General features: G+C 69.3%; 13 protein-coding genes. 4 read left to right on the top strand and 9 right to left on the bottom strand.

The window, feature by feature from the left end:
- From ACYVE7_RS16530 to ACYVE7_RS16505, 6 genes are all read right to left on the bottom strand, one after another.
- A partial coding sequence (locus ACYVE7_RS16530) for an LLM class flavin-dependent oxidoreductase (protein WP_460365594.1) occupies positions 1–489 on the bottom strand: 489 nt, incomplete at its 3' end.
- 118 nt (positions 490–607) lie between these two features.
- Entirely contained in the window at positions 608–1,456 is an 849-nt protein-coding gene (locus ACYVE7_RS16525; RefSeq protein ID WP_460365593.1) for a hypothetical protein, read from the bottom strand.
- Positions 1,457–1,635: 179 nt separating this feature from the next.
- Positions 1,636–2,529, bottom strand: a complete 894-nt coding sequence (locus ACYVE7_RS16520) for an aldehyde dehydrogenase family protein (RefSeq protein ID WP_460365592.1) — start codon at positions 2,527–2,529, stop codon at positions 1,636–1,638.
- Positions 2,519–3,940, bottom strand: coding sequence for an aldehyde dehydrogenase family protein (locus ACYVE7_RS16515; RefSeq protein ID WP_460365591.1), 1,422 nt, complete (start codon positions 3,938–3,940; stop codon positions 2,519–2,521). The genes ACYVE7_RS16520 and ACYVE7_RS16515 overlap by 11 nt, the downstream gene beginning before the upstream one ends.
- 2 nt (positions 3,941–3,942) lie before the next feature.
- Positions 3,943–4,845: a deoxyribose-phosphate aldolase gene (gene deoC, locus ACYVE7_RS16510; RefSeq protein WP_460365590.1), complete on the bottom strand. Its 903-nt coding sequence runs from the start codon at positions 4,843–4,845 to the stop codon at positions 3,943–3,945.
- Positions 4,846–4,946: 101 nt separating this feature from the next.
- A complete protein-coding gene (locus ACYVE7_RS16505) occupies positions 4,947–5,273 on the bottom strand; it encodes a thioredoxin family protein (RefSeq protein ID WP_460365589.1) in 327 nt (108 codons plus the stop codon).
- Positions 5,274–5,371: 98 nt separating this feature from the next.
- On the opposite strand from ACYVE7_RS16505, the gene ACYVE7_RS16500 reads away from it, so the two are divergent.
- Positions 5,372–6,247 (top strand): phenylalanine 4-monooxygenase, encoded by an 876-nt coding sequence (locus tag ACYVE7_RS16500; RefSeq protein WP_460365588.1) that lies wholly within the window; start codon positions 5,372–5,374, stop codon positions 6,245–6,247.
- A 19-nt stretch (positions 6,248–6,266) separates the two neighbouring features.
- Here the strand turns inward: ACYVE7_RS16500 and ACYVE7_RS16495 are convergent, their stop codons facing one another.
- Entirely contained in the window at positions 6,267–6,695 is a 429-nt protein-coding gene (locus ACYVE7_RS16495) for an ATP-binding protein (protein WP_460365587.1), read from the bottom strand.
- A 100-nt stretch (positions 6,696–6,795) separates the two neighbouring features.
- Between ACYVE7_RS16495 and ACYVE7_RS16490 the strand changes: the two genes are divergently transcribed.
- From ACYVE7_RS16490 to ACYVE7_RS16480, 3 genes are all read left to right on the top strand, one after another.
- Positions 6,796–7,608 carry a helix-turn-helix domain-containing protein gene (locus ACYVE7_RS16490; protein ID WP_460365586.1) on the top strand — a complete coding sequence of 271 codons (813 nt, stop codon included), beginning with the start codon at positions 6,796–6,798 and terminating at the stop codon, positions 7,606–7,608.
- Complete coding sequence (locus ACYVE7_RS16485) at positions 7,605–7,793, top strand: DUF397 domain-containing protein (protein WP_460365585.1); 189 nt, start codon at positions 7,605–7,607, stop codon at positions 7,791–7,793. Before ACYVE7_RS16490 ends, ACYVE7_RS16485 begins: the two co-directional genes overlap by 4 nt.
- A 319-nt stretch (positions 7,794–8,112) precedes the next feature.
- Complete coding sequence (locus tag ACYVE7_RS16480) at positions 8,113–10,686, top strand: tetratricopeptide repeat protein (protein WP_460365584.1); 2,574 nt, start codon at positions 8,113–8,115, stop codon at positions 10,684–10,686.
- Between the two features lie 441 nt (positions 10,687–11,127).
- On the opposite strand, the gene ACYVE7_RS16475 is transcribed toward ACYVE7_RS16480, so the two are convergent.
- Both ACYVE7_RS16475 and ACYVE7_RS16470 read right to left on the bottom strand, forming a co-directional pair.
- A complete protein-coding gene (locus ACYVE7_RS16475) occupies positions 11,128–13,989 on the bottom strand; it encodes an ATP-binding protein (RefSeq protein ID WP_460365583.1) in 2,862 nt (953 codons plus the stop codon).
- Positions 13,986–14,289, bottom strand: a 304-nt coding sequence (locus tag ACYVE7_RS16470) for a response regulator transcription factor (protein WP_460365582.1), incomplete at its 5' end; no start/stop codon positions are given. The genes ACYVE7_RS16470 and ACYVE7_RS16475, both read right to left, overlap by 4 nt.

The raw sequence follows: 14,289 nt of genomic DNA, 5'->3' as shown, positions 1-14,289 counted from the left end.
GCCGACCACCGCCAGGGAGCGGCGGCCCGTGACGCCCAGCCACACCCCCATCGGATGGGCGGGGACGGGGCCGCCCGCCGTCGGGAAGCCGCCGCCGAGCCGGTAGTGGGCGCCGTCGAAACGGACGTCCTTCGCACCGCTCCACAGCAGCCGGACGACCTGCACGGCCTCCGCCAGCGCTTCGCGGGACTCGCGTGGGGTGCGGTGCGGGCCGCCGTGCGCGGCGATCGCGTCCCAGAAGATCCCCGCGCCGAGGCCCAGCTCGGCCCGGCCGCCGCTCAGGACGTCCAGGGACGCCACGGTGCCCGCGAGGACCTGCGGGGAGCGCAGCGGCAGGCACGCGACGTCCGGGAAGACCGTGATGTTCCTGGTCAGCGCCAGCACCGTGCCCATCAGGGCCAGGCAGTCGAGCTGGCGGCGCTGGTAGGGATGGTCCTGGACGCCCAGCACGTCCAGGCCGAGGATGTCGGCCTCGACCGCGACGCTCACCGCGTCCGGGCCTGGCGCCAGAAAATGGCCGAACCTGAGCAAAACGACCTCACGAGAGAAGCGTCAAGGCCCCTCCCCGAACGGGAAAGGGCCTTGGACGGACGGTGTTACCCGGTGACTACAGGTTGCCGTACATGCCCGAACCGGACATCTCGCTGCCGCTCGTCGCCGTTGAGGCGGTCGCGGCGGGCGCGGCCGGAGCCGTGTTCCGGACGGTGGCACGGCGGACGGCCGGCTTGCGGGCCGTCGTCTTCTTCGCCGTGGTCGTCTTCGGCCGGGTGGTGGCCTTGGCCCGCGTCGTGGTGGCGCGGGTCGCGGTCGCCTTCTTGGCCGCCGCCGGCTTCTTGGCCGCCACCGTACGGGTGGTGGACGCCTTGCGGACCGCCGGCTTCTTCGCCGCAGCCGTCGTCTTGGCCGTGGTCTTGCCGGTGGTCGTCTTCTTGGCCGCCGCCGTGGTCTTCCTGGCGGTGGTCGCCTTCTTGGCCGTGGTGGCCTTCTTGGCGGCGGGCTTGCGGGCCGGAGCGGCGGCGGCCGGCTTGACGGCCTTCAGCGCCTTGGCGGCGTCGGCCATGGCCTTGGCGGCGGTCGCCATCGACTTGGTGGCCGTCTTCATCGCGGTCATCGCCGAGTTCATCGACTTGGCCGAGGTGCCCGCCTTGGTGGCGGCGGCGGTCATCTTGGTGGTGGCCGCCGTCATCTTGGTGGCCGCCGAGGTGACCTTGGTCGCGGCCGCCGAAGCGGTCACTCCCTTGGCCGCCGACGTGGTCCGCCGTGCGGTGCTCGCGGTGGCCTTGGACGCCGCGGGCTTGCGGGTCGTGGCTGTCTTGGTCGTCGCCCGCGTGGCGGGCTTCTTCACTGCGGTCTTCTTGGCCGCCGGCCGGCTCTTGGAAGCGGCCGCCGTCCGTGCCGTGACGCGGGTGGCGGGCTTGCTCGCCGCCGAAGTCCGCTTGGCCGTGGTGCTCTTCATGGTGGTGCTCTTCTTGGCAGGCTTCTTCGCCGCCGTCGCGCGAGTCGTCGTAGTGCTACGGCGAGTGGTCGCACGAGTTGTTGTTTTGGTAGGCACTGATCCATCCCCCCGTAGTGATCAGCTACGGGGGGAGGTATTCCGCATGTGGGCGGCTTAAAACACTTCTGGCGGAAACTCGTTTACGAGCCGATCGGATGCCAGACCGTTTTCGTCTCCAGAAGGGCCGTCATGCGGGCCGTTCCGGGGTCGCCGTTCCAGTCGTTCGCCGACGGCCGCAGGACACGCTTCAGATTGCCCGCAGCCTCGATTTCACAGGCCTTTGCGAGCTCTTCGCCCGCACCCGTCAGGTCGATCGCGTTGACGTCCATGTGGCTCGCCAGCCACGGCGCGAGCTCGGTGTACGGGCCGGTCAGGATGTTGACGACCCCACCGGGAAGATCCGAGGTCGCGAGCACTTCGGCGAAGGTGACGGCGGTCAGCGGGCTCTCCGTCACGAGCACGACGGTGTTGCCCGACACGATCGCCGGAGCGAGCACGGAGACCAGGCCGAGAAGGCTCGAATCAGTGGGCGCGAGAACGGCGACCACACCGGTCGGCTCGGGCACGGAAAGGTTGAAGAAAGGCCCCGCGACGGCGTTGGAAGAGCCGTTCACGGACGCGATTTTGTCGGCCCATCCGGCGTACCACACCCACCGGTCGACGGCCGCGTCGACCTCGTTCTCGGCGGCCGTCGCGGAAAGGCCCGTGGCGCGCAGTTCCTCGACGAACTGCGCCCGCCGCCCTTCCAGCATTTCGGCGATCCGGTAGAGGATCTGGCCGCGGTTGTAGGGCGTGCGCGCCGACCATCCGCCGAACGCCTTGCGCGCCGCCACGACCGCGTCGCGGACGTCCTTCCGGGACGCCCAGGAGGCGTTCGCCAGGAAGTTTCCCTTGCTGTCGTTCACGACGTAGGACCTGCCGGACTCCGAGCGCGGGAACGCGCCGCCGATGTAGAGCTTGTAGGTCTTGCGGACGGCCAGCCGCGCGGCCTTCGCGTCCTTGGACTTGTTCGTGTCCTTGGGCTTAGCGGGCAAGGTAGGCCTCCAGACCGTGGCGGCCGCCCTCACGGCCGAAACCCGACTCCTTGTAGCCGCCGAACGGCGACGCCGGGTCGAACTGGTTGAACGTGTTGGCCCACACCACGCCCGCGCGGAGCTTGTCGGCCATGGACAGGATGCGGGAGCCCTTCTCCGTCCAAACACCGGCAGACAGCCCGTAAGGGGTGTTGTTGGCCTTCTCGACGGCTTCTGCGGGCGTCCGGAAGGTCAGGACCGACAGCACAGGACCGAAGATCTCCTCGCGGGCAATGCGGTGGCTCTGCGCGACCTCGGTGAACAGGGTCGGCGCGAACCAGAACCCCTCGCTCGGCAGATCGCACGCCGGCTGCCACAGCTCGGCGCCCTCCTCGACCCCGCTGGCCACCAGCTCCTTGATGGTGGCGAGCTGGGCGGCGGAGTTGATCGCGCCGACGTCGGTGTTCTTGTCCAGCGGATCCCCGACGCGCAGCGTCCCCATCCGGATCTTCAGCTTGGCGAGCAGCTCCTCGACCACGGACTCCTGGGCGAGCAGCCGGGAACCGGCGCAGCACACATGGCCCTGGTTGAAGAAGATCGCGTTGATGATCCCCTCGACGACCTGGTCGAGCGGGGCGTCGTCGAACACGATGTTCGCGCCCTTGCCGCCCAGCTCCAGGGTCAGCCGCTTGCCGGTGCCCGCGAGCGAGCGGGCGATCTGCTTGCCGACGTCGGTGGAGCCGGTGAAGGCGACCTTGTCGACGCCCGGGTTCTCGACCAGCGCACGGCCGGTGTCGCCCGCGCCCGTCACGATGTTGACGACGCCGGGCGGCAGCTCCGCCTGCTGGCAGATCTCCGCGAACAGCAGGGCCGTCAGCGGGGTCGTCTCGGCGGGCTTCAGCACGACGGTGTTGCCGCACGCGAGCGCCGGGGCGATCTTCCAGGCGAGCATCATCAGCGGGAAGTTCCACGGGATGACCTGCCCGGCCACCCCGATCGGCCTGCTGCCGTAGCCGGAGTGGTCGAGTTTGTCGGCCCAGCCCGCGTAGTAGAAGAAGTGCGCGGCGACCAGCGGCAGGTCGATGTCGCGGGTCTCGCGGATCGGCTTGCCGTTGTCGAGGGTCTCCAGGACGGCCAGCTCACGCGAGCGCTCCTGGATGATCCGCGCGATCCGGTACAGGTACTTGGCGCGCTCCCGTCCGGGCATCGGGCCCCAGACGTGGTCGAACGCGTGCCGTGCCGCGGCGACGGCCCGGTCGACCTCCTCGGCGGTGGCGGCCGACACCTCGGCCAGCACCTCACCGGTCGCCGGATTGACCGTGGTGAAGGATTCCTTGCCGGGGACGAACTCGCCGTCGATGAACAGCCCGTAGGAGTCCTTGAGCTGGACGATGCTGCGCGACTCGGGCGCGGGTGCGTATGTGAAGTCCATCCCTAGTCCAGGGTGAAGTAGTCGGGGCCGGAGTACACGCCGGTGGCGAGTTTCCGGCGCTGCATGAGCAGATCGTTGAGCAAGGTCGACGCTCCGATCCGGAACCAGTGGTTGTCGAGCCAGTCCGGCCCGGCCACCTCGTTCACCATGACGAGCTGCTTGATGGCGTCCTTGGTGGTGCGGATGCCGCCCGCGGGCTTCACCCCGACCATCCGGCCGTGCTGTTCGCGGAAGTCGCGGACGGCCTGGAGCATCAGGTAGACGACCGGCGCGGTCGCCGCGGGCTGGATCTTGCCGGTGGACGTCTTGATGAAGTCCCCGCCGGCCAGCATCGCCAGCCACGAGGCCCGCAGGACGTTGTCGTAGGTGGCGAGCTCCCCGGTCTCCAGGATGACCTTGAGATGGGCGTCCCCACAGGCTTCCTTCACCGCGACGATCTCGTCGTAGACCTTCAGGTAGTCGCCCGCGAGGAACGCCCCACGGTCGATCACCATGTCGATCTCGGTGGCCCCGTCGGCGACGGCCTGGGCCGTGTCGGCGAGTTTCACGTTCAGCGGCGCGCGCCCGGCCGGGAAGGCCGTGGCGACGGACGCGATCCCGACCCCGCTGCCCTTCAGCGCGTCGGCGGCGACCTTCACCAGGTCGGGGTAGACGCACACCGCGCCGACGGTCGGCGCGCCCGGCGCCGTCCGGACGGCCTTGGTGCACATCGCCCGCACCTTGCCGGGGGTGTCGGCCCCCTCCAGGGTGGTGAGGTCGACCATGGAGATGGCCAGGTCGATCGCCTGGGCCTTGGCCTCGTTCTTGATCGACCTGGTCCCGAGCCGTGCCGCGCGCGCGTCGGCCCCGACCTGGTCCACGCCCGGCAGCCCGTGCAGGACCGACCGCAGTTGTGTTGAGCTCATCACCAGCCCAGCATCCGTCATGCCCTAGCCCCCTACCAAACCCATCCTCGAAGTGCGGAGATAGACACTACTGCCAAACATGGGATGACCGGACTGTTTGGTCATTCCGCCAAAGCGGCGGCCACCCGCACGGTCAGCTCGTCCAGGGTCTTCTCCCCGGCCGTCCTCATGATCACTTTCTCGCCGCGCAGCAGCAGGGCGGTGGGGACGCTCTCGACGCCGAACCGCTCCTTCCCCCAGGACGCCCCGTCCACGTCGACCACGGCCCCGTAGACGTCGTCGCCCAGGGACCGCACCAGCCCCTCCACCACCGGGACCATCCGCTTCGCCGTCGCCGAGTACTCGGCCGTGAACAGCACCAGCACCGGCAGGGCGGACTCGAGCAGCTCGTCGAGCTGCTCCTCCGACAGCAATCCGTTCATCATCATGAACTCACAGTAACCGGCGGGCCTGTCGCACTTGCCCTGGAGGCTCCCTGTCTGGTGTCCTCTGTCACACAGCCCGCTACTCAACGAGGAGGCGCGGAATGTTCGAGGAAGCCCAGTACTTCGCTCCTGTGACCCAGGACGAACATGGTTCCGTAACGGTAGAGCTCGCGCAGTCCCACCCCGGATTCGCCGATCCCGTCTACCGCGAACGCCGCAATCAGATCGCCCGTCTCGCGCTGGACCACCGGCGCGGCGAGCCGATCCCGGAGGCCCACTACACCGCCGAGGAACAGGAGGTGTGGCGGCTCGTCTCGGCCGAGCTCAAAGCCAAACACGAGAAGTACGCCTGCGCCGAATACCTGGACGCCAAGGACAGGCTGGGCCTGCCCGCCGACCGGGTCCCCCAGCTGGAGGAGGTGTCGGGCCTGCTGGAACCCCTCACCGGGTTCCGCTATCTGCCCGCCGCGGGCCTGGTGCCGCTCCGGGAGTTCTACGGTTCGCTCGCCGACTCCTACTTCCACTCCACCCAGTACATCCGCCACCACAGCGTCCCGTTCTACACACCGGAACCGGACGTCGTGCACGAGGTGCTCGGCCACGCCAACGCTCTGGCGTCCGACCGCTTCGCGGCCCTCTACCGCCTGGCCGGCCAGGCCGCCCGCCGGGTGGAGACCACGGAGGCCCTCGAATTCGTCTCGAAGGTCTTCTGGTTCACGATGGAGTTCGGCGTCCTCCACGAATCCGGCGAACTCAAGGCCTACGGCGCCGGAATCCTCTCCTCCTACGGCGAGATCGAGGAGTTCCGCCACATGGACATCCACCCTCTGAACATCCAGGAAATGGGCAACACCGCCTACGACATCACCAAATACCAGCATCTCCTGTTCGCCGCCGACTCCCTCACCCATCTCGAGGACGTCGTAGGCCCCTTCTGGGATTCCTGCACCGACGAGACCATCGCCGCCCTCCGCTGAAGCCTTGCAGGCCCAGCCCTCAACACAGGACTGGGCCTCCAGGCATGAGCGCCCACACGACCTTGCCGGTACCCGTCGAGCAGAGACGAGTACCGGCTTCCTCGGCATAAGCCGTGATGATCGTGAGCCCCCGACCGGATTCAGCGGTCTCACCGACCTGACGGGGCGCGGGAAGCGCGGGCGAGGGATCCCAGCATTCGAGCAACGGGGCATCGTGGTGGACGGCGCAGCGAAGCTGAATTCTGTGCCCCTGCGCCGCGGCCACCGCATTGGTGACGATCTCACTGATGACGAGCATGGAGTCGTACACGACGTCCCGCTGATATCCCCAACCGGTGAGGGCGTAGCGGACCGTTTCGCGGGCGAGGACCACGGAGGACGGCTCAGCCAGGAGCGTGAGCCGGATCTCCCGCGATCCGTCGGCGGGGAACATCGGTTCGTCGAGCATGGGGGCCGTCCTGAAGTTCGGTGAATGTGCCCACACTGTCCGCGTTCCCGGCATAACTTGCTGTGTATAGCCGCCAGATCTATGCACCTGTAGGTGAGTGATGAGCGTCCGAGAGTCGATCGACCCGAAGTCCTCCCTGTGGGCCTGGCTCGCCTACGACCTGTGGTTTTACCGAACCCAACGAGGCCTCTCCCTGGCCCAGGTAGCCCTGATCGTCAGAGTGACGCGCGGAGCTGTATCCAACTGGGAAGCCGGCCGTATGCGCCCCAGCGAGAAATGCCTGAAACTCCTCGACGACGCCTGGACCACCGGCGGCCACTTCGAACGCCTCTACCTCTTCGCCTGCACCGGCCACGACCCCCACTGGTTCGCCCAGTACGTCCAGTACGAGATGGCCGCCGAGGGAATCAAGATCTTCCATGGAAAGAGCGTCCCGCTGCTGCTCCAGACCGAGGCGTACGCGCAGGGCGTGCTCCTCGCCGCCGGTCATGTCCACGAGGCCGATGCGACGATCAAGGCGCGGATGAAACGCCAGGAGATCCTGTACCGAACCGATCCTCCGTACCTCTGGGTCCTGATCGACCAGGAAGTACTGGAGTCGTGCGTGGGGAGCCGAGAGGTCATGCGTGAGCAGATGGCGCACCTGCTCAAACTCAGCAGAATGCCTCGCGTCTGCATCCGCGTCGTACCGAGGTCGGCCGGATGGCATCCCGGCAACGACGGTCCGTTCCAGGTGCTCAAGGTGCACGGACGGGAGGCCGCCTACGCGGGCGCCCAGATCGGCGGACGCTTGATCGAGGCCGGTGACCAAGCAGACATCCTCGCTGTACGCTTCGACCAAATCGGGGCGATGGCACTCTCCCGCGACGCCTCGAGAGACCTGTTCGAGCGGACGTTGAGGACATACGAGTGATCAACTGGCGCAAGAGCTCCCACACCGGCGGCGGAAACGACGAAGCCTGCGTGGAGATCGCCGGACGGCCCCACAAAGTATGGGTCCGAGACTCCAAAAACCCCGAAGCCGGACGCCTAGAACTCAGCCGCAAACACTTCGCCAACCTGCTGACACACGTGAAACGCAACGCACTAAGTCTTTAGCCTCCCGGAACGATCCGGCCCGCCAGACCGCAGAGCCAACATCGCGCGGAAGGCCCCACCGACGACTCCGATCAAGCTCCGCATTCCGATTAGATTGGGCGAAAAGCACTTTCCCGCAAGAATGCCCCCCGGGTCCGTATCGCCCAGCCGCCGATCAAGGTCGCCCCACTGAGCTCGGTGCAGAGCAGACCTTCTCGGACACGGAGGGTCGGGGTTGGGTTGGGTTGGGTTGTGTGGTTTCCGGCTGTGCTGGTTGCGAGGCCGGTACAACTGGTTGGGTCTGGCTCAGAGCGGCAGCCGGGGAAGGGTGGTACGGGCGGTGTCGGTGCTGGTTGACCCGATGGCCGGCTGGTTGGGTGGGCTGCTGGGCGATGCGTGGGTGGGGTTGCTGCGCGGTTCGCCGGATGAGCGTGCGGTGAAGCAGGCGATGGGTAAGGCCGTCGGGGAAGTTCTGGCCTCTATCACCGATGACGTCGAGCGGGGACGGGTGCGGGCGGGGCTGCGGGTGTGTTTCGCCCATCCGCCGCTGCCCCAACCCGACACTGGGCTTCGGGACGCGGTCATCACCCAGGTGCGGCTGCTCCGGGAGATGAGCGACGGCGCCGCCCTGTTCTACGACACGGTCACCGTGGACGCTGACTGGCTGGAAGCCCACGTCGCGGACGCATTCGCCGAGGCGGTCACACGGGTAGTGGCCGCTTCCAGCCTGGCTGAGAGTGTCGGTCAGCTAAGGCATGAGGTGCTGCTGGCCGATCTGGCCGAACTACGCACCCTGCTGTCGGCGGCGGTCGGGCCGCGCCGGGAATCCGGTCGGGCGGTGGTGGGTGCCCTGCTGGTGGGGGTGATCCCGCTGGCGGCGGACTGTTTCCAGAATCGGGAGGCGGCCGCCCGGCTGGAACGGGTGTTGTCGGGCGGCGACACTGCCATCCTCACCAACACGAGTGGTTGTGGGTCAGGGGTGTTGTCGGGGACGGGCGGGGTCGGTAAGACCCAGCTGGCCGCCGCTCACGCCCGCCGTTTCCTGGCCGACGGGGCGGATCCTGTTGTGGTGTGGGTGACCGCGACCGACGGCCAGGCGATCATCGACGCCTACGCCCAGGCCGCCGTCTCTCTGGATCTACCGGGCCGTGCTGGCGACGATCGGCTGGCTGACGCTCGTCTCCTCCTGTCGTGGACAGTTACGACCAGGCGGCAATGGCTGATCGTCCTGGACGACATCCAAGATCCCGAAGATGTCGCTGCGTGGTGGCCGCCCGCTGACGCAAGCGGCCGGGTGCTGGCCACCACGCGCCGCCGAGACTCCACCCTCATCGGAGCAGGCCGTCGGCTGGTTCCCATCGATGTGTTCACCCCTGCTGAAGCCCGCACCTACCTGACCGAACGCCTCACCTCCGACCATTACACGCCCGACCCAGCCGCTGCTCCGGCTCCCGATCCGGATCCGGCAGGTGGGGAGTTGGAGGGGTTGGCTGCCGATCTGGGGTGGTTGCCGCTGGCCCTGGCCCAAGCCGCCGCTTACCTGATCGACGCGGGTATCACCGTCCTCGCCTACCGGGCGCTGCTGGCCGACCGCACCCGGACCCTGGCCGAGCTGGCCCCCGACAGCCTGCCCGACAACCATCCCGCGATCGTCGCGGCGACCTGGTCCCTGTCGATCGACCGCGCCACCACATTGCGGCCGGTCGGCATGGCCCGGCCGCTGCTGGAACTCCTGTCGGTACTGGACCCCAACGGCATCCCCCAGACCGTCCTCACCAGCCCACCCGCCCTCACCCACCTGAACACCAACGACCCCGCCCAAGTGATCGCCGCGCTCCGGCTGCTACACCGGTTCACCCTCATCACCCACAACCCCACCGCCCTCCACCAAGAAATCCGCATCCACCAGCTCATCCAACGTGCCACCCGCGAACACCCCACCCCCACCACCACCCCAGCCACCACCGCACTAGCCGCCGCCGACGCCCTCCACGCGGTATGGCCCGCCATCGAACGCGACCACCTGGGCCAAGCCCTCCGCGCCAACACCACCACCCTGCACTCCACCACCGGCGCCACCCTCTACGGGCCTGCGACCGGCGCGCACCCCGTCCTGTTCCGCGCCGCCACCAGCCTCGGCGACACGGGGCAGGTCACCGCCGCCATCACCGCCTACGCCACCCTCCACGCCTCCTGCCGCACCCACCTCGGCCCCGACCACTCCCACACCCTCACCAGCCGCGGCAACCTGGCGCGGTGGCGTGGGGAAGCGGGAGACCCTGCCGGGGCGGCAGCCGCCTTCGAGGACCTGCTGGTCAACGACCTGCGGATCCTCGGCCCCGACCATCCTCACACCCTCGCCACACGCCACAACCTGGCTTACTGGCGAGGGGAAGCGGGAGATCCGGCTGGGGCTGCAGCCGCGTTCGAAGAGCTGCTGGCCGACTGCCTGCGGGGTCTCGGACCCGACCACCCCGACACTCTGACCACTCGCCAAAACCTGGCGTACTGGCGGGGGCAGGCGGGAGATCCGGCCGGAGCAGTCGCCGCGTTCGAAGAGCTGCTAGCCGACTACTTGCGCGTCCTCGGACCCGACCACCCTCATGCTCTGACCAGCCGCGGCAACCTGGCGCGGTGGCGAGGGGAGGCCGGAGACCCGGCCGGAGCAGTCGCCGCGTTCGAAGAACTACTAGCCGACCGACTGCGCGTCCTCGGACCCGACCACCCCCACACCCTGGCCACCCGCAACCACCTGGCGTACTGGCGAGGCGAAGCCGGAGACCCAGCCGGAGCAGTCGCCGCGTTCGAAGAACTACTAGCCGACCGACTGCGCGTCCTCGGACCCGACCACCCCTACACCCTGACCAGCCGCAACCACCTGGCGTACTTTCGGGGACGGGCGGAGGATCTCTGAGTTGCCTAGCAGCTTCAGGCGAATTGCCCGCTTTCCTGCCTATCTCGGGTCAGCGGGTGTGGGTGGCTACTGAACAGAACGAGGCCCCTTCCGCCTGGGACGTGGAAGGGGCCTCGGAGGAGCGGGGTGGGGGTCAACCCACGCCGCGGAGGCGAAGCCTGCCTATTTTGCGGGCGGGCTTCTTTGAGTGGGGGGTGTCGGTTGACGGGTGGGAGGGGGCGGGGTGGTGGGGGGCCTGCTGGAGGAGGCGGTGGATTTTGGACTGGGCTTCGGCCTGCTGGAAGGCGTGGTGCGGGGCGTACATTTTTGGTGTCCTCCGAAGAGTGGTTTCTGGTGACACCTCTAATGTCGCGCTAAGAACCATGCCCGCACATGGGGCGGATGCCTTATCTGTGGCGGCCTGGGCGGGGGCCGTCGGGCTAAGACGGCTTAGGTGGGGGGTCAGCCTAGGTCTACGCCTAGGCGGCGGGCGGTGGAGGCGGCTTCGGTGCGGGTGGTGGCGCCTAGTTTGGCGAGGATGTTGCTGACGTGGACGCTGGCGGTTTTCGCCGAGATGAAGAGTTCGGTGGCGATCTCGCGGTTGGAGCGGCCGACGCTGAGGTGGCGGAGGACTTCCAGTTCACGGGCCGTCAGGCCGTGGGAAGGGGAGGAGCGGTCCTGGCCGCCGATACGGCGGGTCAGGGCTTGGGCCGTTTGTTGGAGGGGGACGGCACCCAGGGGGGTCGCCAGGAGGGTGGCGCGGTTCAGGCGGGTCAGGGCACGGTCTTTCGCGGCGTGGGCGGCGTCGTGTTCGGCGGCGCTGATCAGGGCCTGGGCCAGGGCGGCGGGCTGGCCGATCCGCTCCCAGCCGTCGATGACGGGCTGCCAGCCCGGATCGCCGCCGAGAGTTCTGGCGGCTTCGGCGCGGAACGTGGCGCGCTGGAGTTCCTGGAGGGGGCCGTGGACGGGCAGGGTTTCGGCGCGCTCGCGGAAAGGGGCCAGGGCGGCGGCGTCCTGGACGGCACGGGCCGCGATGACCAGCGCGGGCCACGTGTAGCGGGGCTCGTCGGGACGGCCGCTGCTCGGCAGCACCTCAGCGAGGACGTCCAGAGCACGCGCGTTGTCGCCCGTCGACAGCGCCAGCTCGGCCTCGCCCAGCAGCATCGGCAGGAACTCCTGGAGCCGCCTGTCGATCTCCCAGGCGCGGGTGTTGCGGCACTGGGCGAGCCGCTCGGCGGCCAGGTCGAACTCACCGCGCGCCCGGTACAGGAACGCGGCCAGCTCCAGCAGGCACGCCTGGTGCGGACGCGGCGGGTCGGCGGCGAGCGCCTGGTCGACGGCCGTCATCGCCTCGTCCCAGCGGCCCAGCGAGTACAGCGACTCCGCGTAGTTGATCGACAGGAACGAGCCGTGGATCCGGAACAGCCCCAGCTCCTTGGCCTGCTCCAGCCCCCGCAGCGCGACGTCCGCCGCCTCGACATGCCGCCCCGCGCCCTCCAGGAAATGCGACCGGTTGACGGCGCTGCGCAACAGCACCTGATGGAAGTCGTGTTCGACGGCGAGCCGCTCCGCCTCGTTCAGCTCGGGCGACTCCTCCTGCCCGTAGGCGAGATGCCCGTGCAGGCAGGCGAGGGTCAGCAGCGCGCTGGACTCGGCGAGCGGGTCCTGGACCTGCCGGGCCGTGACGAGCGCCCGCCGCGCCGCCACGTCGGCCTCGCCGCTGGCCCAACCCATGAACACGAACCGGGCGAACTCGGCCTGGATCCGGGCGGTCCTGCGGCTCGGTTCCAGCGGGTCGACCAGCCGCAGCGCCTCACGCAGATCCGCCAGCCAGTCCTCGCGGCCGATCCGGTGCTTCATCCGGCCGCGCAGCTCCAGCGCGAACGCGCGCTCCAGCGGCCTGTCCTCGCCGGTCAGCCGCACCAGCTCGTTGCCGAGTTTGACGCCCCGTTCGCTGTCGCCCGCCCAGTCCGCGGCGGTGACGGCGTGCCGCAGGATCTTCTCGTAGCTCTTGCCGATCTTGCCGTCGGCGCCGGGCACCTGGTCCCAGAGCTCCAGGACCCGCTCCAGGAAGCGCAGCTCCTCGGCGTAGGCGGCGGCCCGGTCGGCTTCCTTCGCGGCGTGCCAGGCGCTGATCAGCGCCCATTCGGTGTTGTGGGCGGCGTGCCAGTGGAAGGCCAGCTCGGCGGCGGCCCGGCCGGGCGGCACCAGCGTGGCGTCGTCCTCGAGGGTCTCGGCGTAGCGGGTGTGCAGCCGGGTGTGCTCGCCGGGCAGCAGATCGTCGTGGAGGGCCTCACGGATCAGGGCGTGCCGGAAGGAGTAGCCGTCGCCGTCCACGACCAGGACGTTCCCGGCGACCGCGGGCCGCAGATCACGCGTCATCCCGACCTCGCCCGCCCCGCTGACGGCCGCGAGCAGCCGGTGCTCGATCCGCGCGCCACCCGCGCTGGCGATCCGCAGCAGCTCCTGGGTCTCCTCCGGCAGCCGCTGGACTCCGGCCAGCAGCAGGTCGCGCAGCGATTCGGGAAGCTCGCTGGCGATCTGCCCGTCGGCGTCCATCAGCGCCTCGACGAACAGCGGGTTGCCCTCGCTGCGCCGGTAGAACTGCTCGACCCGGTCGGCTTCCGGTTCGCCGTCGCGCAGCCGCGCCATCAGCTCGGCGACCTCGCGGCGGGTGAGCCGGCCCAGCTCGTGCCTGCTGACCCTGTCGATCCGGTCGAGCTCGGCGAGGAGCGGCCGCAGCGGATGGGTGCGGTGCAGCTCGTCCGACCGGTAGGTGATGACGATCATCAGCGGGGCGACGGACCCCAGATTGCGGATCAGGAAGGTCAGCAGGGCCCGCGACGATTTGTCGGCCCAGTGGGCGTCCTCGACGACGAGCACCAGCGGGGCCTGGGCGGCGAGCCGGTCGAGCAGGGTCAGGACCAGTTCGAACAGCCTGGTCTGGAACTGGCCGATCTCGTCGCCGCCGACGTCGCCGAACTCCGGCAGCAGCCGCGCCAGCCCGTCGGTGCGGCCGCCGAGCAGATCCGAGACGCCGTCCGCGCCGATCTCCCGGACGAGCCCGCGCAGGACGGCCGTGAACGGCGCGAACGGGAAGCCGTCCACACCCAGCTCCATACAGCCGCCGACCAGCACCCGCGCGCCCTGTCCGCGGACCCTGTGGCCGAACTCGCGGATCAGCCTGGTCTTGCCGACCCCGGCCTCACCGCCGACCAGGACGGTCCTGCCCAGCCCGGCCCCGACCTCGGCGAAGGCCGTGTCGAGCTCGCTGAGCTCCGGGCCGCGGCCGATCAGGACTGGGCTCACCGCTGCGACGCTCACGAAATGAATATCCCATCCGCTTCCGACAAAATTCCCGCCCGGTGGGCGTGGGCGACCGCTTCGCCCCGCGACGACGCCCCGAGCTTGGCCAGGATGTTGCTGACGTGCACGCTCACCGTCTTCGCCGAGATGAACAGCTCCTGCGCGATCTCCCGGTTGGGCCGTCCCGCGACGAGCTCCCGCAGCACCTCCCGTTCGCGCGGAGTGAGCCCGTGGGACGCCGCCGTCGCGCCGAGCCGGCCCCGCAGCCCCTCGATCCGGTCGAGCAGCGCCCGCGCCCGCAGCGGTTCGGCCCGCGCC

The sequence above is a fragment of the Actinocorallia lasiicapitis genome (genome assembly GCF_054778695.1).
Note: the sequence above shows the minus strand (reverse complement) of the source record. Positions and strands in the feature narration are given on the sequence as shown.